At 60.9% G+C, this 23,957-nt stretch carries 20 protein-coding genes and 1 pseudogene; 13 read left to right on the top strand and 8 right to left on the bottom strand.

Going from position 1 to position 23,957, the window contains the following annotated elements:
- Window positions 1–82: 82 nt before the first annotated feature.
- Both NMB39_RS05655 and edd read right to left on the bottom strand, forming a co-directional pair.
- Window positions 83–1,039, bottom strand: coding sequence for a glucokinase (locus NMB39_RS05655; protein ID WP_057021642.1), 957 nt, complete (start codon window positions 1,037–1,039; stop codon window positions 83–85).
- The gene (edd, locus tag NMB39_RS05650; RefSeq protein ID WP_057021643.1) at window positions 1,036–2,862 is read right to left on the bottom strand and encodes a phosphogluconate dehydratase; all 1,827 of its coding nucleotides are present in this window, start codon (window positions 2,860–2,862) and stop codon (window positions 1,036–1,038) included. The genes NMB39_RS05655 and edd overlap by 4 nt, the downstream gene beginning before the upstream one ends.
- A 221-nt stretch (window positions 2,863–3,083) precedes the next feature.
- On the opposite strand from edd, the gene gap reads away from it, so the two are divergent.
- From gap to NMB39_RS05610, 8 genes and pseudogenes are all read left to right on the top strand, one after another.
- Complete coding sequence (gap, locus tag NMB39_RS05645; RefSeq protein ID WP_005791003.1) at window positions 3,084–4,085, top strand: type I glyceraldehyde-3-phosphate dehydrogenase; 1,002 nt, start codon at window positions 3,084–3,086, stop codon at window positions 4,083–4,085.
- A 132-nt stretch (window positions 4,086–4,217) separates the two neighbouring features.
- Window positions 4,218–4,736, top strand: a complete 519-nt coding sequence (locus NMB39_RS05640; protein WP_043051108.1) for an RNA polymerase sigma factor — start codon at window positions 4,218–4,220, stop codon at window positions 4,734–4,736.
- A gap of 74 nt (window positions 4,737–4,810) precedes the next feature.
- A complete protein-coding gene (locus NMB39_RS05635; RefSeq protein WP_494339544.1) occupies window positions 4,811–5,779 on the top strand; it encodes a FecR family protein in 969 nt (322 codons plus the stop codon).
- 116 nt (window positions 5,780–5,895) lie between these two features.
- On the top strand, window positions 5,896–8,460 hold the full coding sequence (locus NMB39_RS05630; protein WP_494339545.1) for a TonB-dependent receptor: 2,565 nt from the start codon (window positions 5,896–5,898) through the stop codon (window positions 8,458–8,460).
- Window positions 8,461–8,596: 136 nt separating this feature from the next.
- Window positions 8,597–9,205 carry a biliverdin-producing heme oxygenase gene (locus NMB39_RS05625; RefSeq protein WP_046069376.1) on the top strand — a complete coding sequence of 203 codons (609 nt, stop codon included), beginning with the start codon at window positions 8,597–8,599 and terminating at the stop codon, window positions 9,203–9,205.
- A gap of 159 nt (window positions 9,206–9,364) precedes the next feature.
- Complete coding sequence (locus NMB39_RS05620) at window positions 9,365–9,766, top strand: YbaN family protein (protein ID WP_057021646.1); 402 nt, start codon at window positions 9,365–9,367, stop codon at window positions 9,764–9,766.
- Window positions 9,767–9,903: 137 nt separating this feature from the next.
- Window positions 9,904–11,136: pseudogene (locus tag NMB39_RS05615) on the top strand (methyl-accepting chemotaxis protein); the annotation flags it as partial.
- A gap of 150 nt (window positions 11,137–11,286) precedes the next feature.
- Complete coding sequence (locus NMB39_RS05610) at window positions 11,287–12,042, top strand: methyl-accepting chemotaxis protein (RefSeq protein ID WP_371851115.1); 756 nt, start codon at window positions 11,287–11,289, stop codon at window positions 12,040–12,042.
- 738 nt (window positions 12,043–12,780) lie between these two features.
- Here NMB39_RS05610 and NMB39_RS05605 read toward each other — a convergent pair.
- Complete coding sequence (locus NMB39_RS05605; protein WP_306956375.1) at window positions 12,781–13,344, bottom strand: NAD(P)H nitroreductase; 564 nt, start codon at window positions 13,342–13,344, stop codon at window positions 12,781–12,783.
- Window positions 13,345–13,484: 140 nt separating this feature from the next.
- On the opposite strand from NMB39_RS05605, the gene NMB39_RS05600 reads away from it, so the two are divergent.
- From NMB39_RS05600 to NMB39_RS05590, 3 genes are read left to right on the top strand one after another with little or no spacing between them, the layout of a single operon-like run.
- Window positions 13,485–14,924, top strand: a complete 1,440-nt coding sequence (locus NMB39_RS05600) for a di-heme oxidoreductase family protein (protein WP_494339546.1) — start codon at window positions 13,485–13,487, stop codon at window positions 14,922–14,924.
- 31 nt (window positions 14,925–14,955) lie between these two features.
- Window positions 14,956–16,020 carry an imelysin family protein gene (locus NMB39_RS05595; protein ID WP_057021651.1) on the top strand — a complete coding sequence of 355 codons (1,065 nt, stop codon included), beginning with the start codon at window positions 14,956–14,958 and terminating at the stop codon, window positions 16,018–16,020.
- A gap of 2 nt (window positions 16,021–16,022) precedes the next feature.
- Complete coding sequence (locus NMB39_RS05590) at window positions 16,023–17,120, top strand: DUF1513 domain-containing protein (RefSeq protein WP_057021793.1); 1,098 nt, start codon at window positions 16,023–16,025, stop codon at window positions 17,118–17,120.
- 76 nt (window positions 17,121–17,196) lie between these two features.
- Here the strand turns inward: NMB39_RS05590 and NMB39_RS05585 are convergent, their stop codons facing one another.
- From NMB39_RS05585 to colR, 5 genes are all read right to left on the bottom strand, one after another.
- Window positions 17,197–17,424 (bottom strand): hypothetical protein, encoded by a 228-nt coding sequence (locus tag NMB39_RS05585; RefSeq protein WP_043051098.1) that lies wholly within the window; start codon window positions 17,422–17,424, stop codon window positions 17,197–17,199.
- Window positions 17,421–18,140, bottom strand: a complete 720-nt coding sequence (locus tag NMB39_RS05580; RefSeq protein ID WP_057013231.1) for a lipopolysaccharide kinase InaA family protein — start codon at window positions 18,138–18,140, stop codon at window positions 17,421–17,423. Before NMB39_RS05580 ends, NMB39_RS05585 begins: the two co-directional genes overlap by 4 nt.
- 4 nt (window positions 18,141–18,144) lie before the next feature.
- A complete protein-coding gene (locus NMB39_RS05575; RefSeq protein WP_057013230.1) occupies window positions 18,145–18,825 on the bottom strand; it encodes a class I SAM-dependent methyltransferase in 681 nt (226 codons plus the stop codon).
- Between the two features lie 188 nt (window positions 18,826–19,013).
- Window positions 19,014–20,294 (bottom strand): sensor histidine kinase, encoded by a 1,281-nt coding sequence (locus NMB39_RS05570; protein WP_057021652.1) that lies wholly within the window; start codon window positions 20,292–20,294, stop codon window positions 19,014–19,016.
- Window positions 20,284–20,967: a two-component system response regulator ColR gene (gene colR / locus NMB39_RS05565; protein WP_003208587.1), complete on the bottom strand. Its 684-nt coding sequence runs from the start codon at window positions 20,965–20,967 to the stop codon at window positions 20,284–20,286. The genes NMB39_RS05570 and colR overlap by 11 nt, the downstream gene beginning before the upstream one ends.
- Window positions 20,968–21,167: 200 nt before the next feature.
- Between colR and NMB39_RS05560 the strand changes: the two genes are divergently transcribed.
- Window positions 21,168–23,117, top strand: coding sequence for an LTA synthase family protein (locus NMB39_RS05560; protein ID WP_057021653.1), 1,950 nt, complete (start codon window positions 21,168–21,170; stop codon window positions 23,115–23,117).
- A gap of 51 nt (window positions 23,118–23,168) precedes the next feature.
- Window positions 23,169–23,903, top strand: a complete 735-nt coding sequence (locus tag NMB39_RS05555) for a phosphatase PAP2 family protein (RefSeq protein WP_306956378.1) — start codon at window positions 23,169–23,171, stop codon at window positions 23,901–23,903.
- The last annotated feature ends 54 nt before the right edge of the window (window positions 23,904–23,957 follow it).

The raw sequence follows: 23,957 nt of genomic DNA, 5'->3' as shown, positions 1-23,957 counted from the left end.
GGTGCTCTTCAGGGCCTCATCGGGGGCAAGCCCCCTTCCACACAAGTGGGAGGGGGCTTGCCCCCGATGAGGCCATCACTGCCTACGCAAAAGCCTGTTCAAGCGCCACACCCGCCCCGGTCAACCCGGAATATGGCGCGGTCACCAACCACACCGGAATGCCCTTGAAGTAGTCGCTCATGCAACCTTTATCCGCAAAGCTCTTGGCGAAACCGCTGGCGATAAAGAAGTCGGCAAACCTCGGTATTACCCCACCCACGATGTAAACACCACCGCGCCCACCCGTGGTCAGTACGTTATTGCCCGCCACCCGGCCCAGCCAGATGCTGAACTGGTCCAGCACTTCCATCGCCACCGGGTCACCGGCCAGCCCCGCTGCGGTAATAGCCTCGGGACTGTCCAGCACCGGAGTATGCCCGTCGACCGCACAGATGGCGCGGTACAGACGCGGCAACCCACCGCCGCTCAACGCGGTTTCGGCGCTGACATGGCCAATCTCGTTGTAAATGTGCTGCCACAGCTGGGTTTCCCGCGGGCTGCTCAGGGGCAGGTCGACATGTCCGCCCTCCCCCGGCAGCGCCGCGAAGCGGCCAGCGCCCAAATCCAGCAACGTCCCCACACCGAGGCCGGTGCCCGGGCCGATCACTACGGCCGGGCGCAACGGTTCCGGCGTGCCTTGGCAGACCACGCGGAATTCATCGGGCTTGAGGCGCGTCATGCCCAGGGCCATGGCGGAAAAATCGTTGACCAGCAGCAGTTCTTGCACCTGCAGCGCTTGGCAAAACGCAGTCTTGCTCAGGCGCCAATGATTGTTGGTGAATTTAAATTCATCACCGCTCACCGGCCCGGCTACCGAGAGGCACACCGCGCCGATATCGCCGACTTGCAGGCCCTCTTCCTTGAGGTAGACCTTGATGGCCTCCTCAGGGCTCGAGTGATCTGCGGTGGCATGCACGCGGATCGAATGCAGCTCCTGGTCCCGCCACAACGCAAAGCGGGCGTTGGTACCGCCGATGTCACCGACCAGCGCAAGTTTCACTTAAGCGTCTCCAAGGCACAGGTAAAGGCGCTGGCGCCCTGCTCTGCGGAGCTTGCGGCCAAGCGCATGAATGCAAACAGCTCACGACCGGCGCCCACGTTATTGCCCAACAGGCCCGTGGCAGGCGTGCGCGCTGCAAAGGTTGCGGCGTCTACCTTAAGCTCCAAGGTGCCGGTTACGCCATCCACGCGGATGATATCGCCATCCTGCACTCGCGCCAGTGGCCCGCCGCTCTGGGCTTCGGGGTTGACGTGAATCGCGGCGGGGATCTTACCCGAGGCGCCGGACATACGCCCGTCTGTCACCAGCGCAACTTTGAAACCACGGTCCTGCAACACACCGAGGAACGGCGTCATCTTGTGCAATTCAGGCATGCCGTTGGAGCGCGGGCCCTGGAAGCGCATCACTGCAACGAAGTCTTTTTCCAGCAGGCCGGCCTTGAAAGCGTCCGCCAGGTCCTGTTGGTCCTGGAACACCACCGCCGGCGCTTCGACAACCTGATGCTCCGGCGCCACCGCCGAGACTTTCATGACGCCACGGCCAAGGTTGCCTTCCATCACGCGCAGGCCGCCTTCGGGCGAGAACGCACGGGCCACCGGGCGCAGGATGGTTTCGTCGAGGCTTTCGATGGGGCCGTCGCGCCAGACCAGCTCGCCGTCCACCAGGAACGGTTCCTGGATGTATCGGCTCAAGCCCTTGCCGGCCACGGTGTTGACGTCTTCGTGGAGCAGGCCGGCTTCGAGCAGTTCGCGGATCAGGAACGACATGCCGCCCGCCGCCTGGAAGTGGTTGATGTCGGCCTTGCCATTTGGATACACGTGGGACAGGGTCGGCACCACCTCGGAAAGGTCGGCCATGTCCTGCCAGGTCAGGATGATGCCCGCCGACATGGCGATGGCCGGCATGTGCAGGGTGTGGTTGGTGGAACCGCCCGTGGCGTTGAGGGCGACGATGGAGTTGACGATGGACTTCTCGTCGACAATCTCGCCGATCGGCGTGAAGTTGCCATTGGCCTTGGTCAAGCGGGTGACCTGGTGCGCGGCCTCGCGGGTCAACGCATCACGCAGCGGCGTGTACGGGTTGACGAACGACGCGCCCGGCAAGTGCAGGCCCATCACTTCCATCAGCAACTGGTTGGTGTTGGCGGTGCCGTAGAAGGTGCAGGTACCGGGGCTGTGGTAGGACTTCATCTCCGATTCCAGCAGCTCCTCGCGACTGGCCTTGCCTTCGGCGTAGCGCTGGCGCACATCGGCCTTCTGCTTGTTGGAGATGCCCGACGGCATCGGCCCGCCGGGCACGAAGATCATCGGCAGGTGGCCGTAGCGCAGCGCGCCCATCATCAAGCCGGGGACGATCTTGTCGCAGATCCCCAGCATCAGCGCGGCGTCGAACATGTTGTGGGACAGCGCTACCGCCGTGGACATGGCGATGACTTCACGGCTGAGCAGGCTCAGCTCCATCCCCGGCTCACCCTGGGTCACGCCGTCGCACATGGCGGGCGTGCCGCCGGCGAACTGGCCAACCGAGCCCACTTCACGTAGGGCTTTCTTTATTTGTTCAGGGAAATGTTCATAAGGCTGGTGCGCCGAGAGCATGTCGTTATACGAAGAAACAATTGCCACGTTCGCGGCATTCATCATGCGCAGGCTGTTTTTGTCTTCGGTGCCGCAACCGGCCACGCCGTGGGCGAAGTTGGCGCATTGCAGCTTGCCGCGCATCGGACCGTCGCTGGCGGCGCCGCGAATGAGCGCAAGGTAGGCCTCGCGGGTGGCGCGGCTGCGGGCGATAAGCCGTTCGGTGACCTCAAGGACGCGGGGATGCATGTATAGAACTCCAGGCTAACGGATGTGGCGACCTGAGTGTCTATGCTGATCAAACGCCCACGGCTCATGGGATGGCAGGGGGTCGTTTGGATCATCGGACCAGTTGATTCAGGTCACTCGTTGTAGATTGAACAAAATATTGCCACTAAAAAGGCTTGTTTTCTATTTTTATGCGAATAATCTTGTAATTCTTACAACAAATCGACGACAGGCACTTTCCAATGACTCTACGTATCGCAATCAATGGTTTTGGCCGTATCGGCCGTAATGTCCTGCGCGCACTGTATACCCAAGGCTACCGCCAGGATTTGCAGATCGTCGCCATCAATGATCTGGGCGACAGCTCGATCAATGCCCACCTGCTCAAGTACGACACCGTGCATGGCACTTTCGATGCAGAGGTCGCCCACGATCAGGAAAGCCTGACCGTCAATGGTGACCGGATTGCCGTCAGTGCCATTCGCAACCCCGCCGACCTGCCGTGGGCTGCACACAAGATTGACGTAGTGTTCGAATGCACCGGTCTGTTCACCGACCGTGACAAGGCTGCCGCCCATATTACCGCCGGCGCACGCAAGGTGATCATCTCGGCACCGGCCAAGGGCGCGGATGCCACTGTGGTTTACGGGGTAAACCATGACATTTTGCGTCAATCCCACCAGATCATCTCCAACGCCTCGTGCACCACCAACTGCCTGGCGCCGGTGGCCCAGGTGCTGCACCGCGAACTGGGCATCGAAAGCGGCCTGATGACCACCATTCACGCCTATACCAACGACCAGAACCTTACCGACGTCTACCACACCGACCCGTACCGCGCGCGTTCGGCCACCCAGAACATGATCCCGAGCAAGACCGGCGCCGCCGAAGCGGTGGGCCTGGTGCTGCCGGAACTGGCGGGCAAGCTGACCGGCATGGCGGTGCGTGTACCGGTGATCAACGTGTCCCTGGTGGACCTCACCGTGCAATTGAAGAAAGAAGCCACTGCCGATGAGGTCAATGCCCTGCTGAAACAGGCCAGCCAACATTCGAAGATCCTCGGCTATAACACCCTGCCGCTGGTTTCCAGTGACTTCAACCATAACCCACTGTCGTCGATCTTCGACGCCAACCACACCAAGGTCAGCGGCAAGCTGCTCAAGGTGCTGGCGTGGTACGACAACGAGTGGGGCTTCTCTAACCGCATGCTGGATAACTGCCTGGCGCTCTGCAACGCCGAGTAACTCCACCTGTGGGAGGGAGCAAGCCCCCTCCCACAGTTACATTTTGTCCAGAGTAGGTTCAGGGAAATAGCCACTTGCCATTTCAGTTGATGATAAGCATTATCATTCACTGCAAATCGGTCTGGTATCACTGTGAGCCAATCTCGCTTCAACCACGTCTTTCTCACCCAACGGGTGATTCTGCTCCGCACTCTGCAGCGCATGGTCAATAACCACAGCACTGCCGAAGACCTGTTGCAGGAAACCTACCTGCGCGTGACTCGGGCCCTGAGCGAGCGGCCAATCGACCACCTCGAACCTTTTGTCTACCAGACAGCGCGCAACCTGGCGCTGGACCACTTGCGTTCACGCCGGATCCAGGCCCGCACGTTGCAGGAAGATGTGCCACTGGACGTGCTGCAAAGCGTGGCCGCCCCGGTCAGTACGCCCGAAGAGGCCACCCAGGCCGAGCAACTGCTGGAACACTTGAGCGTCAGCCTCGGCCAGTTGAGCGCCCGCCAGCAACGAATTTTCATCCTCAGCCGCCTGCACGGTTGCAGCTATCAGGAAATTGCCGATCAGTTGAACGTGTCCTTGAGCACCGTGCAAAAGGAACTGAAATTGATCATGGCCATCTGTGTAGGTGTGGCCGAACGGTTGGATCAGCCTTAAGCTTCACCCGACAGAGCTATCGATCCAGGCTGTAGGAAAAATGAATAGAACGTGGCGAAGACCCGAGGAACACCGTGACGGACCGGAATAAACTGCCCCCTCATGAGCTGGCTCATGAGGTGTTGCAAGACGCGGCCATGGACCAAGCCCTCGATTGGCTGATCGCCTTGCAGTGCCCGCAACCCGGGCAGCAGGCCGCGTTCGACGCTTGGCTGGCCGCAGACCCGGCCCACGTTCACGCCTTCAGCAAGGCCCAGGCCGCCTGGAGTGGTGCGCCAGTACACAGTGCCGCCGTGGCTCTCGCTGCGCCGCGCAAGCCAAGGGGTTGGCGCCGGGTCAAACCGCATTGGAAACCCCTCGCTACCGCCGCCGTGCTGCTGATCGGCCTGTTCAGTTTCAGCAACCTGCCGGTGCGCCTGCAGGCTGACCACCTCACCGTGGTCGGCGAGCGCCAGCGCCTGCAACTGGACGATGGCTCCAAAGTGCTGCTGAACACCAACTCGGCGTTTTCCAGCAGCATCAAGGACCACCAGCGCATGGCCCGCCTGTACCAGGGCGAAGCGTTTTTCGAAGTAGCCCCCAACCGTGGCCTGCCCCTGGAAATCGACGCCGGCCCCGTACGCGCCAGCGTGCGCGACACGGCGTTCGCCGTGCGCTACCTCAATGGCGAAGCCCAGGTACAGGTGCAGCGTGGCGATGTCGACTTGAGCAACACCTTCGACGATGCCCGCGTGCGCCTGAGTGCCGGGCAAAGCATCCGTATCGGCCCCAAGGGGTTCGGGCAGCCGGCCATGCTGGATGCCAGCAAAGACCTGGCCTGGGTCCAGGGCAGACTGGTGTTCGAAAACTGCCCGCTGAGCGAAGTGCTGGCCGAGCTGCGGCGCTATTACCCTGGTTGGATCGTCAACAACAACGAGCAACTGGCCAGTGTCGCCGTCACCGGCAACTATCGCCTCGACCAGCCCCTGGACGTGGTGCGCTCCCTCGCCCACATCACCTCGGCCAAGCTGTCGGAATACCCGGCGTTGGTGATCTTGAACTAAATGAGAATTATTTTTACTCGATAGTACGCGGTGGTACGTCTCGTCTTAGCCAATGCAACTGATTCCTATTTGGTTCGGTTCGCAACTATAAGATACGTATTCCCGGAGCGTTCTCGATGTCCTCTCGTTTCAACCGCCGGTGTTCTTCGCCCGTCTTGTCCTTGCTGGCCGCCGCGATCCTGCTGGCTGGCGCGCCCGTCATGGCCGCCACCGCCGCCGAGCCGACCCCGCGCAGCCATGCAAATTACAATTTCAGCATCGAGCAGCAGCCGCTCGTGTCTGCACTCAATGCCTTTACTGCGGTAACCGGCTGGCAAGTCGGCCTGCCGGCCGAGCTGGGCCAGGGTGTGTCGTCCCCTGGCGTACGCGGCCCGCTGCCGCCAGAAAAAGCCTTGGACCGGCTGTTGGTGGGGACCAACCTGAGCTATCGCAAACTGGGCGATAACAACATCGTGCTGGAGAAACGGGCCGCAGGCGGCGCCCTGAACCTGCAACAGGTGACCATCAGCGCCACCCGTAACGAACAGGATGTGAACAGCGTACCGAGCACCGTCAGCGTGCACGACCGCGAGGAACTGGACCGCCAGAACGTCAACAACATCCGTGAACTGGTGCGCTACGAACCCGGCGTCTCGGTCGGCGGCGCCGGTACCCGTTCAGGTAACGCAGGCTACAACATCCGCGGCATCGACGGCGATCGCGTCCTTACCCAGGTGGATGGCGTCGAAGTGCCCGACAACTTCTTCAATGGCCCCTACGCCAAGACCCGCCGCAACTACGTCGACCCGGAAATCGTCAAGCGCGTGGAGATCCTGCGCGGCCCGGCCTCGGCCCTGTACGGCAGCAGCGCCATCGGCGGCGCGGTGAGTTATTTCACCCTCGACCCGGACGACATCATCAAGCCAGGCAAAGACGTCGGCGCCCGCCTGAAGACCGGCTACAGCTCCGCCGATGAAAGCTGGCTGACCTCCGGCACCTTCGCCGGGCGTATACAGGACTTTGACGGCTTGCTGCATCTGAGCCAGCGCAACGGCCATGAAACCGAATCCTACGACGGCAACAACGCCACCGGCCTGGCCCGTACCGGCGCCAACCCGGAAGATGCGCGCACCACCAACGTACTGGCCAAGCTGGGCTGGAACTACGGGGATGACAATCGCCTGGGCCTGACCTACGAGAAGTTCAAGGATGACCGCGACGTCAACCTGAAGAACGCCGTAGGCGGCCCATTCATCGGCGGCCGGGGCATGAACCTCTACCGCGCCCGCTCGGGCAACGACACCATTACCCGCGAGCGCTTCGGCCTGGAAAACAGCTTCGCCCTTGATTCACCGATTGCCGACCGCATCAAGACCAGCCTCAACTACCAGATCGCCAAGACCGACCAGACCACCGCCGAAATCTACCAGGCTGGCCGTCGTGTCCTGCGCACCCGCGATACCCTTTACGAAGAAAAACAGTGGGTCTTCGACGCCCAGCTGGACAAGGCTTTCAGCCTCGGTGAGACCGATCACCAGGTGACCTACGGCACCACCCTCAAGCAGCAAAAAGTCACCGGCTCCCGCGAAGGCTCGGCCTCGTGCCTGGCCGTTGGCGCCGGCTGCACGGCCATCGGCGCGCCGAGCCCCTCAGCCGGTGACAGTGTGAAAAAGGCCAGTGACTTCCCCGATCCGACCATCAACACCTACTCGCTATTCGCCCAGGACCAGATCACTTGGGACAAATGGACCTTCCTGCCCGCCGTGCGTTATGACTACACCCGGCTCAAGCCCAAGCTGACCCAGGAATTCCTCAACACCGTCAACCCGACCGGCGCCTATGCCGTCGACGGCAAGGACAAGACCTGGAACCGCGTAACACCCAAGTTCGGCCTGACCTACGCCTTGACCGATAACTACACCTGGTTCGGCCAATATGCCGAGGGCTTCCGTACCCCATCGGCCAAGGCCCTGTACGGGCGTTTTGAGAATCTCGATCTGGGTTACACCGTCGCCCCTAACCCCGACCTCAAGCCGGAAACCAGCAAAGGCATCGAAACCGGGATTCGCGGCAAGTTTGACCAAGGCTCCTTTGACATCGCGGTGTTCTACAACAAGTACCGCGACTTTATCGACGAAGACAACGCCGTGGTCGGCGGCACTGTGGAACAGTTCCAGGCCGTGAACATCAAGCGCGCTACCATCAAGGGCGCGGAAGCCAAGGGCCGCCTGAACCTGGATGCCTTCGGTGCGCCGAAAGGTCTGTATACCCAAGGTTCGATTGCCTACACCTACGGTCGCAACGACGACAATGGCGAACCGCTCAACAGCGTCAACCCACTCAAAGGCGTGTTCGGCCTGGGCTACGACCAGGACAACTATGGTGGCCTGCTGAGCTGGACCCTGGTGAAGAAACAGGACCGCGTCGACAGCACCACCTTCCACGCGCCCGACGGCAACACCGACGGCCCGTTCAAGACCCCGGGCTTCGGCATCCTCGACCTGACCGCCTATTACAAGGTCAGCAACGACGTGACCATCAACGGCGGCCTCTACAACCTGACCGACAAGAAGTACTGGAACTGGGATGACGTGCGTAGCTACGACAGCGTCGGCGAAGCCGCGGTAACCGGCCCGGCCAACCTCGACCGCCTGACCCAGCCCGGTCGCAACTTTGCGATCAACCTGATCTGGGACATCTGACCCACCCGCCTCACCTCGCCGGAATCCACAGCGGCGGGGTGAGGATTTTTTACTGTGCCGCGTCTTCTTGTTCGTCTAGTTGATAACAGCTCTCTTTAAGGGCACCCAGGCGCTTACCTTCTCAAGGACTTTTTACATGACCGCTTCTCCTACCGCAGAACGCCCGAGCCTGCGCTCCCAGCGCCTGAACCAGATCACCAATGAACCGCATACCAAGCTGGATGCGTTGGTGAAGGCTCATGCGCCGTTCGAAACCCAAGCCAACTTCGCCCGCTTCGTAGTGGCCCAGTACCTGTTCCAGTCAGAACTGGTAGCGCTGTACAACGATGCCGAACTGATCAAGATCGTCCCGGACCTGGCCGCACGCTGCCGCGCCGAAGCCGCCAAGCTCGACCTGGCGGACCTGGACACTGAAATCCCGGCTCCGGTGGCCGGTGCAGTAAAGAATCCGAGTAAAGCCGAAGCCCTGGGCTGGCTGTTCGTGTCCGAAGGCTCCAAACTGGGCGCCGCGTTCCTGATCAAGCGCGCCGTGGGCTTGGGCCTGAGTGAAACCTTCGGCGCCCGTCACCTGGGCGAACCGGCCGGCGGTCGCGCCGAAGGCTGGAAAAGCTTCACCCGCACCCTCGACAGCCTGGAATTCAGCGCAGAAGAAGAAGCTGCGGTAGAAAAAGGCGCGATCGATGCGTTTGTGCGCTTCACCGTGTTGCTGGAACAGGCGTACGCTAGCGCCCCTGAAATGGCCTGACCTCCAGATTGAAATGCAATCAGAAAATGTGGGAGGGGGCTTGCTCCCGATGGCAGTGTGCCAGCTAAACATAAGCTGACTGACACTCTGCCATCGGGAGCAAGCCCCCTCCCACACTGAGCACTCATTTCACATTGATTTTCTGTGATATTCCTACCTATGACCGGCAAAACCCAATCCACCTCCAAAGTCGCCCAAGTCCTCTTCGGCCTGCTGGCCTACGCCAGCCTGGGGATCGGCCTGGTGGCGATTGTCATACCGGGTTTGCCGACCACCGAATTCATCCTGCTCGCCGCCTGGGCCGCCACCAAAAGCTCACCGCGCCTGAGCGCCTGGCTGGAAAACCACCGCCTGTTCGGGCCGATCCTGTTCAACTGGCGCAACGGCAAGATCATTGCGCGCCGGGCCAAGGTCAGCGCCACCGTGAGTATGTTGCTGTGTGCCATCCTGATGCTGGTGATGCTGGATCACGGCTGGCCGGTGTACCTGGCCATTGCCGGGATGAGCCTGGGCAACCTGTGGATCTGGTCTCGCCCCGAGCAGCTGGCACGGCCCATATAGGGCTGCATGTAGGCGTTATCCTACCGCTCATCGCCTATTTCTCATGAATCGATTTGTGACGCCGATGTTTCAGGCATGGCGCCGAATGGACTTGGCTCTGCTGCCTGCATTCCAACAAGTCATTCGTGAGTGAACCTATGTTCGACACCCTCTCCATTCGCTTGAAAATCGTGCTGCTGTCCGGTCTTTGCCTGTTGGGGGTCATTGCACTGGTGGTCGGCATCAATATCTACAACACCAACCAGAATGACCTATTGGTCAGTGACTCAAGCTCACGAATGCTGACCGCCAGCGTGGAACAGCTGCTGCAAGCCAAGGCAGCCGAACAGGCCGGGCACTTACAAAAGACCTTCGGTGAAAACCTGCTGGTGGTTACTGCCCTCGCCGACCAGATCAAAGACCTGCGTCAGCTGGGGACCAAGCGCTCTCTTGACGCCGGCGCCCTGCGCGAAGAAATCAACCAGAGCGTAAAAACCGCATTCGAGCGCAACACCAAGGTGCTGGGTATCTGGCTGTCATTCGAACCCAACGGGCTGGACGGCAAAGACAGCGAATTCGTCGACGACAAAGCGCGCGTCTCCAACGAAAAAGGCCGCTTTTCCAGCTACTGGAGCCGTGCAGGTGGTGAAGGCCTCAACACCATCATGGTCGAGGATGACTTGACCAAGACCACCCTCAACCTCAGCGGCACGCCCTACAACATTTGGTATACCTGCCCACGGGACACCCGCAGCACCTGCCTGCTGGACCCGTACGAAGACACTGTGGCTGGCAAACCTGTGCTGATGACCACCATTTCCCTGCCACTGATCGTCGATGGCAAAGTCATTGGCGTCGTCGGCATCGATATCGCCCTCACGGCCCTGCAAGCGACTACCGATGCCGCGCAGAAAGATCTTTTCAACGGCGCAGCGCACCTGGAGATTCTGTCCAGCACTGGCTTGATCGCGGCCTATAGCGGTGAACCGGCCAAGGTAGGCAAGAACCTGATCGATAGCCTCGGCGCCGAAGGCAAGGAAATCGTGCAACTGCTCGCCAATGACCGGCCAGTGATCCGCGGGCAGAACGACATCATTCGCGCCGTGTACCCGGTCAAGCCGATTGCCGACGCCAAGTCCTGGGGCGTGGTGATCAAACTGCCGAAAGCCGTGATGCTGGCCGATAACGTCAAGCTGCAAGCGGTACTCGACGAAGCCCAGGCCAGCGGTACCCTCAAAGCCTTGCTGGTGGCGGCGGCTGCCGGCCTGTTGGGCTTGCTGCTGATCTGGCTGACCGCCACCGGCGTCACCCGGCCGATCAACAGCGTGGCCGCCATGCTCAAGGACATCGCCAGCGGCGACGGCGACCTCACCCAACGCCTGGCGTACGCCAAGAAAGACGAACTGGGCGAGTTGGTGAACTGGTTCAACCGCTTCCTCGACAAGCTGCAACCGACCATCGCGCAGATCAAGCAAAGCATTACCGAAGCCCGTGGTACGGCGGATCAATCGTCGGCCATTGCGCGCCAGACCAGCGAAGGCATGCAGGTGCAGTTCCGCGAAATCGACCAGGTGGCGACCGCCTCCAATGAAATGAGCGCCACTGCCCATGACGTCGCCAACAGCGCCTCGAATGCTGCCAGCGCGGCACGCGGTGCCGATCAGTCGGCCCGCGAAGGCATGTCGATCATCGAGCAGAGCACCCGTGATATCACCACCCTTGCCGAGGAAGTCAGCAAAGCGGTGACCGAAGTCGAAGCCCTGGCGGTCAACAGTGAACAGATTGGCTCGGTTCTGGAGGTGATCCGCAGCATCGCCGAACAGACCAACCTGCTTGCATTGAACGCCGCGATTGAAGCGGCACGCGCCGGCGAAAGCGGGCGTGGCTTTGCGGTGGTTGCCGACGAAGTACGCAACCTGGCCAAGCGCACCCAGGATTCGGTCGAGGAAATCCGCCTGGTGATCGAACGTATCCAGAGCGGCACCCGAGGCGTGGTAGCGACCATGCACTCCAGCCAGCAACAGGCCCAGAGCAATGCCGGGCAGATCCACCAGGCGGTGCAGGCCCTGGGCAAGATCAGTGACGCGGTCACGGTGATCAGCGACATGAACCTGCAAATCGCCAGTGCCGCCGAAGAGCAGAGCGCAGTGGCCGAAGAGGTCAACCGCAACGTCTCGGCGATTCGCACCGTGACCGAAACCCTCACCGGCCAGGCCACGGAATCGGCGGCGATCAGCAGCCAGCTCAATGCACTGGCCAGCCAGCAGATGAAGTTGATGGATCAGTTCAGGGTGTAATTCACACCACAGGTCCAATGTGGGAGGGGGCTGCGCGACAGCCCCATGTTGACGATGTGACCGGTCCGTACAAACAGCGCAAAAGTAAGCAAAACGCTCTTGCCCAACCACTCAGCACCTCGCCCAGGCTCGGTGTGCCCGTAATCCGACATTGATTTGGGGGGCCGCCTGAGATCAAAAGCACAGCGAGGCGGCCTTAGAGCCGACCTGATCGTTGAGGCGTACGCGTACCTCTGTGGGAGCGGGCTTACCCGCGATGGTCGTTAACGATGACGCGGGAGATCAGAATGAACGCGGCGCCCTCAAGTTTTTCGCGGGCAAGCCCGCTCCCACAGAAAAGCAAAGGCGCCCCAAGCGTATCCACGATGCGAAGCGAGTCGCTCTTGATCTTGATCTCAGGCGCCCCGTTAAACCACGCTGGCCGAACGCAGGCTTGAATCCGTGGGTAACCCGGCAGGACGCCGGGTTAGCCGCCCCGCGCCATGGATGGCGCGTGGCGGCGGCCCACGGATTCAAGCCGGAGAGAGGGCATGCCGAGCCTAGGCGAGGCACCGAGTGGTGGGGCGAGGACCTTTTGCTTACTTTTGGGTCCTTCCAAAAGTAAGCCGCTGTAAGAGCGGAACCAATAGCAGCCGTGACCTAAATAACGGATATGTACTCGGTCCCCCCCAACATCCTGGTTAGCTGTCAGGCCGCCATCGGGGGCAAGCCCCCTCCCACATTTTGACCGCACACCGCTTAGCGTCCGGTCCAGGCCTGGACGAACGGCGTCAGGTCTTCCTTCGGCGCCGTACGCGGCGGGTTCTGCGGCGTACCGAGGTAAAGAAAGCCAATCACTTCTTCACCCGCCGTCAGCCCCAAGCCTTTGGCCACATGGGCCGAGTAGGACAACTCCCCGGTCCGCCACACCGCACCAATCCCCTGGGCATAGGCCGCCAACAGGATGCCGTGGGCCGCACAGGCCGCCGCCAGCAATTGCTCGGACTTGGGCACCTTGAAGTGCTCCTGCAGGCGTGCAATCACCACCACCACCAACGGCGCACGCAGCGGGCCGTTGTGGGCCTTGTCGATGACCGCCTGGGGAGCGTCGGCATCCTGCAGGCGGGCGGCCTCGGCCAACAGCGCGCCCATCTGCTCACGGGCTGCGCCTTCTACGGTAAGGAAACGCCAAGGGCGCAGCTGACCGTGGTCGGGCGCACGCATGGCGGCGGCGAACAACAGGTCGCGCTGCTCCTGGGTCGGTGCCGGTTCCAGCAGACGTGGCACGGAAACACGGTTGAGCAAAGCGTCGAGAGCCTGCATTGGCCACCTCCAGAAAAAAATGTGCAGTCATTCTAGCGGGAATGAATCCGGATGCCACCAAACGATAATTGCTCTTATTCAAACCGCCCTGCCCTGTTAGACTTTGCGACCGTATTTTCCGCCCTTGTCCAGGAATCTCGATGTTCCGTTCGCTCCTCTGCCTGTCCGCAGCGTTGATGGCTTTAAGCCTGACCGCTTGCGACGATGCCCCCCGCTTCACCAAGGCCGAGCCTGGTGAGTCGCGGTCAGGTGGTGCAACGACGGTGAACAAGCGCGACCAGAACGCCTTTTCCCTGCCCTCGGCCAACCTGGCGCCCACCCGCCGCCTGGATTTCAGCGTCGGTAACAGTTTCTTCCGCAGCCCCTGGGTGATTGCGCCGTCCACCACCACGGCACGGGATGGCCTGGGCCCGCTGTTCAATACCAACGCCTGCCAGAACTGCCATATCAAGGACGGTCGGGGCCATCCGCCGCTGCCTGATGCGCCGAATGCGGTGTCGATGCTGGTGCGCCTCTCCATCCCTCTCTCCATTACAGAGCAGCCCCCCTACGCCAAGCTCATCGAACAGCTCGGCGTGGTGCCCGAGCCGGTGTATGGCGGGCAGTTGCAGGACATGTCCGTGCCGGGCGTCGTGCCGGAAGGCAAGGTGCGGGTCGACTACAGCCCTGTCCAGGTCAGCTTCAAGGACGGCACCGTCGTCGAACTGCGCAAACCCGACCTGCAAATAACCCAGCTCGGCTACGGCCCGATGCATCCTGATACGCGCTTCTCCGCCCGGGTGGCACCGCCGATGATCGGCCTGGGCCTGCTCGAAGCAATCAGTGACGCCGATATCCTGCGCAACACCGACCCCAAGACCGCCGACAAAGACGCCATCGTCGGCCGCGCCAACTGGGTCTGGGATGACGCCCAGCATAAAAGCGTACTCGGGCGTTTTGGCTGGAAAGCCGGGCAACCCAACCTCAACCAACAAAATGTTCACGCGTTCTCTGGTGATATGGGCCTCACGACCTCCCTGAGACCCTTCGATGATTGCACCGATGCCCAAGTGGCCTGCAAGCAGGCGCCCAACGGCAATGGCCCAGATGGCGAGCCGGAAGTCAGCGACAACATCCTGCGCCTGGTGCTGTTCTACACCCGCAACCTCGCGGTGCCCGCGCGCCGAGGCGTCAACACGCCGCAGGTGCTGGCCGGCAAGAACCTGTTCTACCAGGCCGGTTGCCAGGACTGTCACAAGCCGACATTCACCACGGCCGCCAACGCCGCCGAACCGGAGCTGGCCAACCAGGTGATACGCCCCTACAGCGACCTGTTGTTGCACGATATGGGCGAAGGCCTGGCCGACCACCGTACCGAATTCAAAGCCACTGGCCGTGACTGGCGCACCCCGCCGTTGTGGGGCATTGGCCTGACGCAAGCCGTGAGTGGTCACACCCAGTTCCTGCATGACGGCCGCGCCCGCAACCTGCTCGAGGCCGTGCTGTGGCATGGCGGGCAAGCACAAGCGGCGCAGCAACATGTGTTGTCGTTCAATGCCGAGCAGCGTGCCGCGTTGCTGGCGTTCCTGAATTCTTTATAAGCTTTGCCCCACTTACAGAAGGGAGCTCGACATGTTTCGTCCCAAGTTGTTGTTCACCAGCCTGGCCGCCCTGGCGCTCGGTGCCTGCTCGCCCCAGGACCCGCAAGCGGTGACCTCGGCGGCCATCGCCAAGCAAGTGATCCTGCCGACCTACAGCCGCTGGGTTGAAGCCGACCGCCAACTGGCCGTCAGCGCCCTGGCCTACTGCCAGGGCAAGGAAAGCCTGGACACCGCCCGTGCCGACTTCCTGCACGCGCAAAAAGCCTGGGCCGAGTTGCAACCACTGTTGATCGGTCCGCTGGCCGAGGGCAACCGTGCCTGGCAGGTGCAGTTCTGGCCGGACAAGAAGAACCTGGTCGGTCGCCAGGTCGAGCAACTCGTCAGCGCCCAGCCGCAGATCGATGCCGCCGCCCTGGCTAAATCCAGTGTCGTGGTGCAGGGCCTGTCGGCCTACGAATACATCCTCTACGACGCCAAGCCGGACGTCGCCGACCAAGCACAGAAAGCCCGCTACTGCCCACTGTTGATGGCGATCGGCGAACGCCAGAAAGTCCTGGCCGAAGAGATTCTCGCCAGCTGGAACAGCACCGACGGCATGCTCGCGCAGATGACCAAGTTCCCGAACCAGCGCTACGCTGATTCCCACGAGGCCATTGCCGACCTGCTGCGCGTGCAAGTGACTGCCCTGGACACCCTGAAGAAAAAACTCGGCACGCCCATGGGCCGCCAGACCAAGGGCATCCCGCAACCGTTCCAGGCCGATGCATGGCGCAGCCAGTCGTCGCTGCAAAGCCTGGAGGCGAGCCTCGCCGCGGCCCAGACCGTGTGGGTCGGCGTCGACAACAAAGGCTTGCGTGGCCTGCTGCCGGCGGATCAGAAGCCGTTGGCCGAGAAGATCGACGCTGCCTATGCCGCATCCCTGAAACTGTTCGCCAGCAACCAGCGCAGCCTCAACGAACTATTGAACGATGACGCCGGGCGCCAGCAGCTCAACGACATCTACGACAGCCTCAACGTGGTCCACCGCCTGCACGAAGGCGAGCTGGCCAAGGCCCTGGGAATCCAACTGGGCTTCAACGCCAACGACGGTGACTGATGATGCTCAGGCGACAGGCTTTGGCGGTGGGCAGCGTGCTGCTCAGCGCCCTTACGTTGGGCGGCTGGACGCTGTTCAAAGGCAAGGATAAAGGCCCGCTGCTGCTGTCGGCGCGGGATGATGCCGACGGCAAGCACTACGCCGTCGGCTATCGCCTGGATGGCAAGCAGGTGTTTGCCACCCAGGTCGACCAGCGTTGCCACGACATCGTCAACCATCCGACGCTGCCGATTGCGCTGTTCGTCGCCCGCCGCCCGGGCACCGAGAGTTACCTGATCGACCTGCGTGATGGCGCGCTGCTGCAAACCATCAGTTCGAACGCCAACCGCCATTTCTACGGGCATGCGGTGATCCATAGGAGCGGCGACTGGCTGTACGCCACCGAGAACGACACGTCCGACCCCGGCCGCGGCCTGTTGGGTGTGTATAAGTTCGAAGGCGAGCGGCTGGTGCATAGTGGCGAGATTTCCACCCACGGCATCGGCCCGCATCAGGTCTCCTGGATGCCCGACGGCGAAACCCTGGTGGTGGCCAACGGCGGTATTCGTACCGAAGCCGAAAGCCGGATAGAGATGAATCTCAACGCCATGGAGCCGAGCCTGGTGCTGATGCATCGCGATGGCACCTTGATCAGCAAGGAAACCCTGGGCCAGCAGATGAACAGCGTGCGCCATATGGGCATCGCCAACGATGGCACTATCCTTACCGGGCAGCAGTTCATGGGGCCGTCCCAGGAACGCTCGGAGTTGCTGGCGATCAAGCGCCCAGGCCAGCCTTTCGTGGCGTTCCCGGTGGCTGATGAGCAGTTGCAGGCGATGGGGCACTACACCGCCAGCGTAGCGGTACACAGCGAACTGCGCCTGGTGGCCCTGACCGCGCCACGGGGCAATCGTTTCTTCATTTGGGACATGGACAGCGCCGAGCTGCGCCTGGATGGGCCGCTCCCCGACTGCGCCGGTGTGGGTGCAGTGGCCGATGGGTTCGTCGTCACGTCAGGCCAAGGGCGTTGCCGCTTCTATGATTGCCGCCAGACAACGTTGCTGGCCAAGCCGCTGGAATTACCAGCCGGCTTTTGGGATAACCACCTGCACCTGATCTGAAATCCCCCTCTGTAGGAGCGTCAGGCGTAAAAAAAGGGCCTCGCATCGCAAGGCCCTTTTTTTGGGGGCAATCGTTTCAACTCTGCGGCTTCATCGCTTGAGACATCCCGAACATGAATAACAGCAACTCATGATCAGGCTTGGCCGCCACACTTGCCTTGGCAATGCGTGGCAACAGGCATTGCCCACCGCCATCTACCGCACTGAGCACTTGTGTGCGAGGTTGTTCCCACACCGCCAGGGCCAGGGCTGAAACGCCCAACGCCCCGACCAGGAACAAACCTCGTGCTATTTCTAGCTTCATCTGATTAAACCCTTGATAGCGCTGCCAAACGCCGTCTCGTAAAAATAGCTGAGTTTTTTCCAGTCGGTATCATTCCACGACGAATGGCGGCGCAATTGCAGCATGTCATGGGAAGCGGCCCGATAAGCGGTCAAGCGTTGGCGACATTTTTCAAAGTCCAACAGGGCCACTTCTACAGTCGCCGCCTCGGGCTCGCCGGTGACCCGCACGAAGATGTGCTTGATATACAAGCAACCGTGCTGCCAGCGGCCTTTGTGCATGCGGGCCAGGGTGCCGGCCAATTCCTGCAGCAAGCGCTCGTGGACGGCCTCGCCATACTGCTCACGGCCGCCAGCGGCGTACCAGTTTTCGATCTCGTCGAAACCGTCCAGGGACGCAGTGACCAGCAGGGCCTTCCATTGGTGCTCCGGGTCGCGTCGCGCCTCGCAGAACACCAGCTCCGGCACGCGCACATCCAGCAAACGCAGGCCCTTGAGGGCATCACGTTCACGTAGCACGGTCGGGCGCCCAAAGGGGTGCAGCCAACTGCGGTAAATGTGGCCGGTCTGGCGCTTGCTATAGAGCAACCGCCCGTTGGGGCCTACCACACGCTGCACGCCGCTTTCGCCACCACGTCGGCGATTGGGTTCTTCAACCCACTCGCCTTGCTGACGCCAGAAAAAATCAAATCGTTCTTCGGGAGCTACATGACTGCCTGCTACGCACTCAACTGCCATCCTGTTACCTCTTGCGCAATACATATACTCGCCACATGGCGTAGAGCGGTATGAAGTCCAGGGATTCCTGAACACGGAAACCGGCCTGCTCGAATTCTGCCTCGACAGTAGCAGCCGGTAACACAAACCGGTTTTGGTAACCTTCCTGCTCACCTCGTTTGCGACGACGTACTTCGCTGCGCTTGCGCTTCCAGGCCTTGAAATTGCCGTCTACCCACAGCGAAATAATCACGCTGTCACGGGTAACCCGCTGAAACTCGCGCAATATTGTCAGCCTGTGCTCAGGTTCACCGATGTGGTGCATCAAGCGCATGCAGAAAATACTGTCGACGGAGTTATCTGGCAAATCGATATCAAAGGCAGATGTCTGCAAAGGGCGTACCCGTTTCACCACATCCGCCGGTTGGGCGGTGGTGGCGATCTTCAACATCGACGCCGAATTGTCAGCCCCGATAATTACACGATTGGGTTTTTCGGCCAGCAACGGCCAGAAGCGTCCAGCGCCACAAGGCAGATCCAGCACCAGGCCGGGTTCACCGGCCATGGCCAGCGCACCGCGCGCCAGTTGCTCGTCGCGTTTGTGGGACAACCGGCGAGCCAGATTGTCCTGATGTTTGAGCAAATATTGTTGCGCGTGTTGATCGTCGTACTTTTCGGAAAATTCCAACTTGATTGGGGAAGGCATCGCACGTCTCCAGTAACTGATGCCTACAACCTTATGCAGCGAACTGTGATCAACAGGTCAACTCATTGTGAAAATCTTGTCCTGTCCAACTGCATACATTTCAAGACTTTACAGAAACATTCAGTAGCATGGGGCCATCTTCGCTGAAAAGCGGGCAGTCTGCATTAGCAAAACGACAGACTGAACGGTCAGGATTTGACCTGGCTCAATTCCACGTGAAATCGGCAACCATTGGGCTCCATCGTCGTCAAGCTCACGCTCCAGCCCTGGCTCTCGCAGATCCGTTGCACCAGCGACAGGCCGAGCCCCAGCCCCTCGCCACGGTTCTCGCTGCCGCGTACAAACGGCTCGAACATCGCTTCGCGTTTTTCTTCGGGAATGCCGACACCGGTGTCCTCCACCACGAAGCCACTGGGCTCCAACGTGAGGCGGATAAACCCGTGCTCGGTGTAGTGCAGGGCGTTGCGCAGCAGGTTGCCCATCACCGCATGCAAGAAGGTGGTGTTGTAGCGGGTGTCCAGCGGGTTGCCTGGTCGGTAGATCAACTCCAGGCCTTTTTTCTCGATAGGCTCACGCCAGATGCCGAGCAGGTCTTCGGCGACCTGGCTGAGGTTGCCCTGGGGCGCAACGGCAGCATCATCGTGCTTGGCGCGTGCCAGCATCAGGAAGGTCTGCACCAGCTCGCGCATTTCTTCACAGGCACGGGCGATGCGCTCCACCTGGCGGCGGCCACGCTCATCAATGGCCGGGTTTTCCAGCAACAGTTCGCAGGAGCTGGCCAATACCATCAAGGGCGTGCGCAACTCGTGGCTCACGTCGCTGGTAAACAGTTGCTCGCGAGACAGCGCCTGGCGCAAGCGGCCCAGGGTGGCGTCGAACGCCACCGCCAGCTCGCCCACTTCATCGGCAGCATAATCCGGAGCCAGGGGCGGGGCCAGGCCCAGCAGTTGGTCACGGTGACGCACCTGACGAGCCAACCGCACCACCGGCGCCATCACCTTGCGGGCCAGCACCCAGCCGAGGAACACCGCCAGCGCCAGGCTGAGCACGAACCCCACCAGCACCACGGCAAACAGCACACGCTCACGTTCTTCGAAATCGCTCTGGTCTTGCAACAACACATAACGCCGGCCATCAATCACTTCGACCATGGCGTGGTACGACAGCGACTCGCGAAACACCTCGTGAAAACCCGGCTCCAGGTGGCGCAGATCCTTGGGCAGTTCGAAATCGCCGCGCCCGCCACTGAAGTAAAACAGCTGGTCCGGCTCCGGCCGGTGGCTCCAGTCTTCGACGCTGTCCATCAACAGCAGGCGTTGCAGGTCACCGCCCAGGCCCGCCGAGATCAACTTCTCTTCCACCAGGTGCACCGTCGCAACGATCCCCATGGCGAAGGCCCCCGCCACCAACGCACTCATCAAGGCAAAGGCGATGATGATCCGCTGGGCAAGGCTTTGCTTAAACTCCATCACGACCCTCGGCCAAGCGGTAACCCACGCCGTGCACCGTTTGCAGCAACGGCTTGGCGAATGGCTTATCGATCACCTGGCGCAATTGGTGAACGTGGCTGCGCAGGCTGTCGCTGTCCGGGCAATCATCGCCCCACAGCGCTTCTTCGAGTATTTCCCGGCGCAGTACGTGCGGGCTCTTCTGCATCAACACCGCAAGCAATTTCAGGCCAACGGGGTTGAGCTTGAGCAGGCGCCCTTCGCGGGTGACTTCCAATGTGTCGAGGTCGTAGTTCAGGTCACCCACCTGCAGGGCACGGCGTCCGCCACCCTGGGCACGACGCAGCACCGCCTCGATACGCGCGGCCAGTTCCGACAAGGCGAATGGCTTGAGCAAGTAATCATCGGCGCCAGACTTGAAGCCCTGCAGGCGGTCGTCCAACTGGTCACGGGCGGTGAGCATGATCACCGGCGTATCGCGGCGCGCGTCCTCGCGCAGGCGTTTGCAAAGGGTGTAGCCATCAATGCCGGGCAGCATGATATCGAGCACGATCAGGTCGTAATGCTCGGTGGCCGCCAGGTGCAGGCCCGACAAGCCGTCCTGCGCACAGTCCACTGTGTAGCCTTTAAGCCCCAGGTAATCGGCCAGGTTGGCGAGGATATCGCGGTTGTCTTCAACCAATAGAATTCGCATGGGCAGTGTCTCCGTACGCGGTAACAGCCGTGTTGGCTCGCGCAGCTTAAGGCCAAGCGGGGCTCAGGGATAGAGCTGAAAGACCCACCGATAACGGTATTCAACTGATTACAGGAGTAAACGAGTTTTTCACTATAGCTTCACAAACCCACCACAGCTTCAGGCAGAAGATCGCGCCCATCGATTTCAGGAACATAGATATGGGCCTTCTCAAAACAGCGCCAATGCGCTATCTGCTGTTGATAACCGGCGCCTGGTTATTAGTGTTCCTGCTCACTCGCAGCGTGCTGCTCGTGACTCATGTGAATGAAGTGGGCGGCAATTGGCTGCCAGTGTTTGGCGTGGGAATGCTCTACGACCTGGCCTTCCTTGCCTACGCAGCTTTACCGCTGGGCCTGTATTTACTGCTCTGCCCACCTGCACTCTGGCGCCGCCGAGGTCATCGCTGGTTCCTGCAGGCGCTGCTGACGGCCAGCCTGTTCGCCATGCTGTTTACTTCGGTGGCCGAATGGCTGTTCTGGGATGAGTTTGGCGTACGCTTCAACTTTATTGCCGTTGACTATCTGGTGTATTCCGATGAGGTGCTGAACAACCTGCTGGAATCCTATCCGATCGGCAAGTTGCTGAGCCTGTTGGCAATGCTGGCGATCCTCATGAGCCTGGCCCTGCGTAAACCTTTCAATGCCGCCATGGCAGCGCCGTTGCCGGCACTGCGTGGCCGGCTGCTTAATGGTCTGGGATTATTGGTGGTCGCCGGCCTCAGCCTGCAACTGATCAGCCAGGACAGCCCACGTGCCCAAGGCGGCAACGCCTACAAGAACGAATTGGCCAGCAACGGCCCTTACCAATTCTTCGCTGCGTTCCGCAATAACGAACTGGACTACACCCAGTTCTACAAAAGCCTGCCTACCGACGTGGTCGCCCGGCAATTGCGCGCCGAACTCAGCGAGCCGAATGCCCGCTTTATCGACCCGGACCCGCTGGATATTCGCCGCGCCATCACCAACCCGGGCACGCTGCGCAAGCCCAACATCGTGCTGGTCACCATCGAAAGCTTCAGTGCCAAGTACATGGGCAGCAACGGCGATCAACGCAACCTCACACCCAACCTGGATGCATTGCGCAAACAAAGCCTGTACTTCAATAACTTCTATGCCACCGGCACACGAACCGACCGGGGCCTGGAAGCCATTACCCTGGCCATTCCACCAACGCCAGGTCGTTCGATCGTCAAGCGCATCGGCCGTGAAAGCGGGTTCGCCAGCCTTGGGCAACAACTCAAGGCCATCGGCTATGACAGCGTGTTTGTCTACGGCGGGCGCGGTTACTTCGACAATATGAACGCGTTTTTCAGCGGCAATGGCTATCGGGTCGTAGACCAGAGCAGCGTGCCTGAGTCAGACATCTCATTCAAAAATGCCTGGGGCATGGCTGACGAGGACCTGTTCAAACAGACCCTGACACTGGCCGACGCCGACTACGCCAAGCAGCAGCCGTTCTTGCTGCAGCTGATGACCACCTCTAACCACCGCCCCTACACCTACCCGGACGGGCGTATCGATATCAAGTCAGGCAAGGGCCGCGACGGTGCGGTGAAATACACCGACTACGCCATCGGCCAATTCCTCGAGGCCGCACGCCAGAAACCGTGGTTCGATAACACGATCTTCGTGTTCGTCGCCGACCACACCGCCGGCAGCGCAGGCAAGGAAGACCTGCCGATCACCAACTACCAGATTCCTTTGTTTGTCTATGCGCCCAAGCTGATCGACCCACGGGAATCCGCCCAACTGGCCAGCCAGATCGACCTTGCACCGACCTTGCTGGGTCTGATCAACCTGAGTTACGAATCGACCTTCTTTGGCCGCAACCTGTTGCAAGACAACCCGCTGCCACCGCGAGTGGTGATCGGCAATTACCAGCATTTGGGCTTGTTTGACGGCAAGGACCTGGCGATCCTCAGCCCACGCCAAGGGCTGCGTCGCCACGACCAAGCCCTTGGGGAGAGCCAGGAGTTGCGCGTGGGCAGCGATGATCCATTGGTCCAACGGGCGATTACCTACTACCAAGCCGCCAGTTACGACTTCAAACAACAACTGCTGAGTTGGAGGGTGCCCAAGGACGCGGCCCCGACGCTGAGCACACGCTGAACAGAGCGTCTCGTACAGGTCAGTACGGGACGGTTTACATTAAGGTCTGCCATGCGCTCTCACCCCGCTGCACCGGCTTCCAAGCCCCTTGATTTCTGGCTGTGCCTGGGTATTCCCGTCGCCGCTGCGCTGGTATTGCTGATGCTGGAGCTGACTTCGCTGGACATGGATCTTGCCAAGCAGTTCTACAACGCAGCCGATGGCGGCTTCATCGGTCGCTACAGCTTCTTCCTCGAAGACATCCTGCATGACCGTGCCAAGGAGTTGGTGATCCTGTTTTCGGTCCTGGCGATCCTTGGGTTTGTCGGCACCTTTATCTTGCAGCGCCTCAAGCCTTACCGCCGCGAACTGGGGTGCCTGGTGCTTTCCCTGGGGCTGGCGACAGCCTTCGTATCGCCGCTGAAAACCATCACCGCCGTGCAGTGCCCCTGGAGTCTCAAGGAATTTGGCGGCCAGGAAACCTATAGCGAACTGCTAAGCCCTCGCCCGCCTACCGACAAGCCAGGTCGCTGCTGGCCCGGTGGGCATGCGGCAACCGGGTTTGCCTTGTTCGCCTGGTTCTTTGCCCTGAGGGATCGCAAGCCGAAGATGGCGCGCAACGCGTTCATCGTTGCAGTCGGTTTGGGCAGTGTCTTTTCGGTGAGCCGCATGCTTCAAGGGGCGCACTTCTTTTCCCACAATGTGTGGACAGCAATTTTTTGCTGGCTGATTTGCCTGGCCATGTATTGCCTGCTGCTGTACCGGCCATCAAGGCAAACAACATCCATCGCTACCCACCCCCTATAAAAAAACCCCGCCTGCATCACTGCAGGCGGGGTTTTTCAGTGCCGGGTAAGGCTG

Source organism: Pseudomonas sp. FBCC-B545, assembly GCF_059134095.1.
Note: the sequence above shows the minus strand (reverse complement) of the source record. Positions and strands in the feature narration are given on the sequence as shown.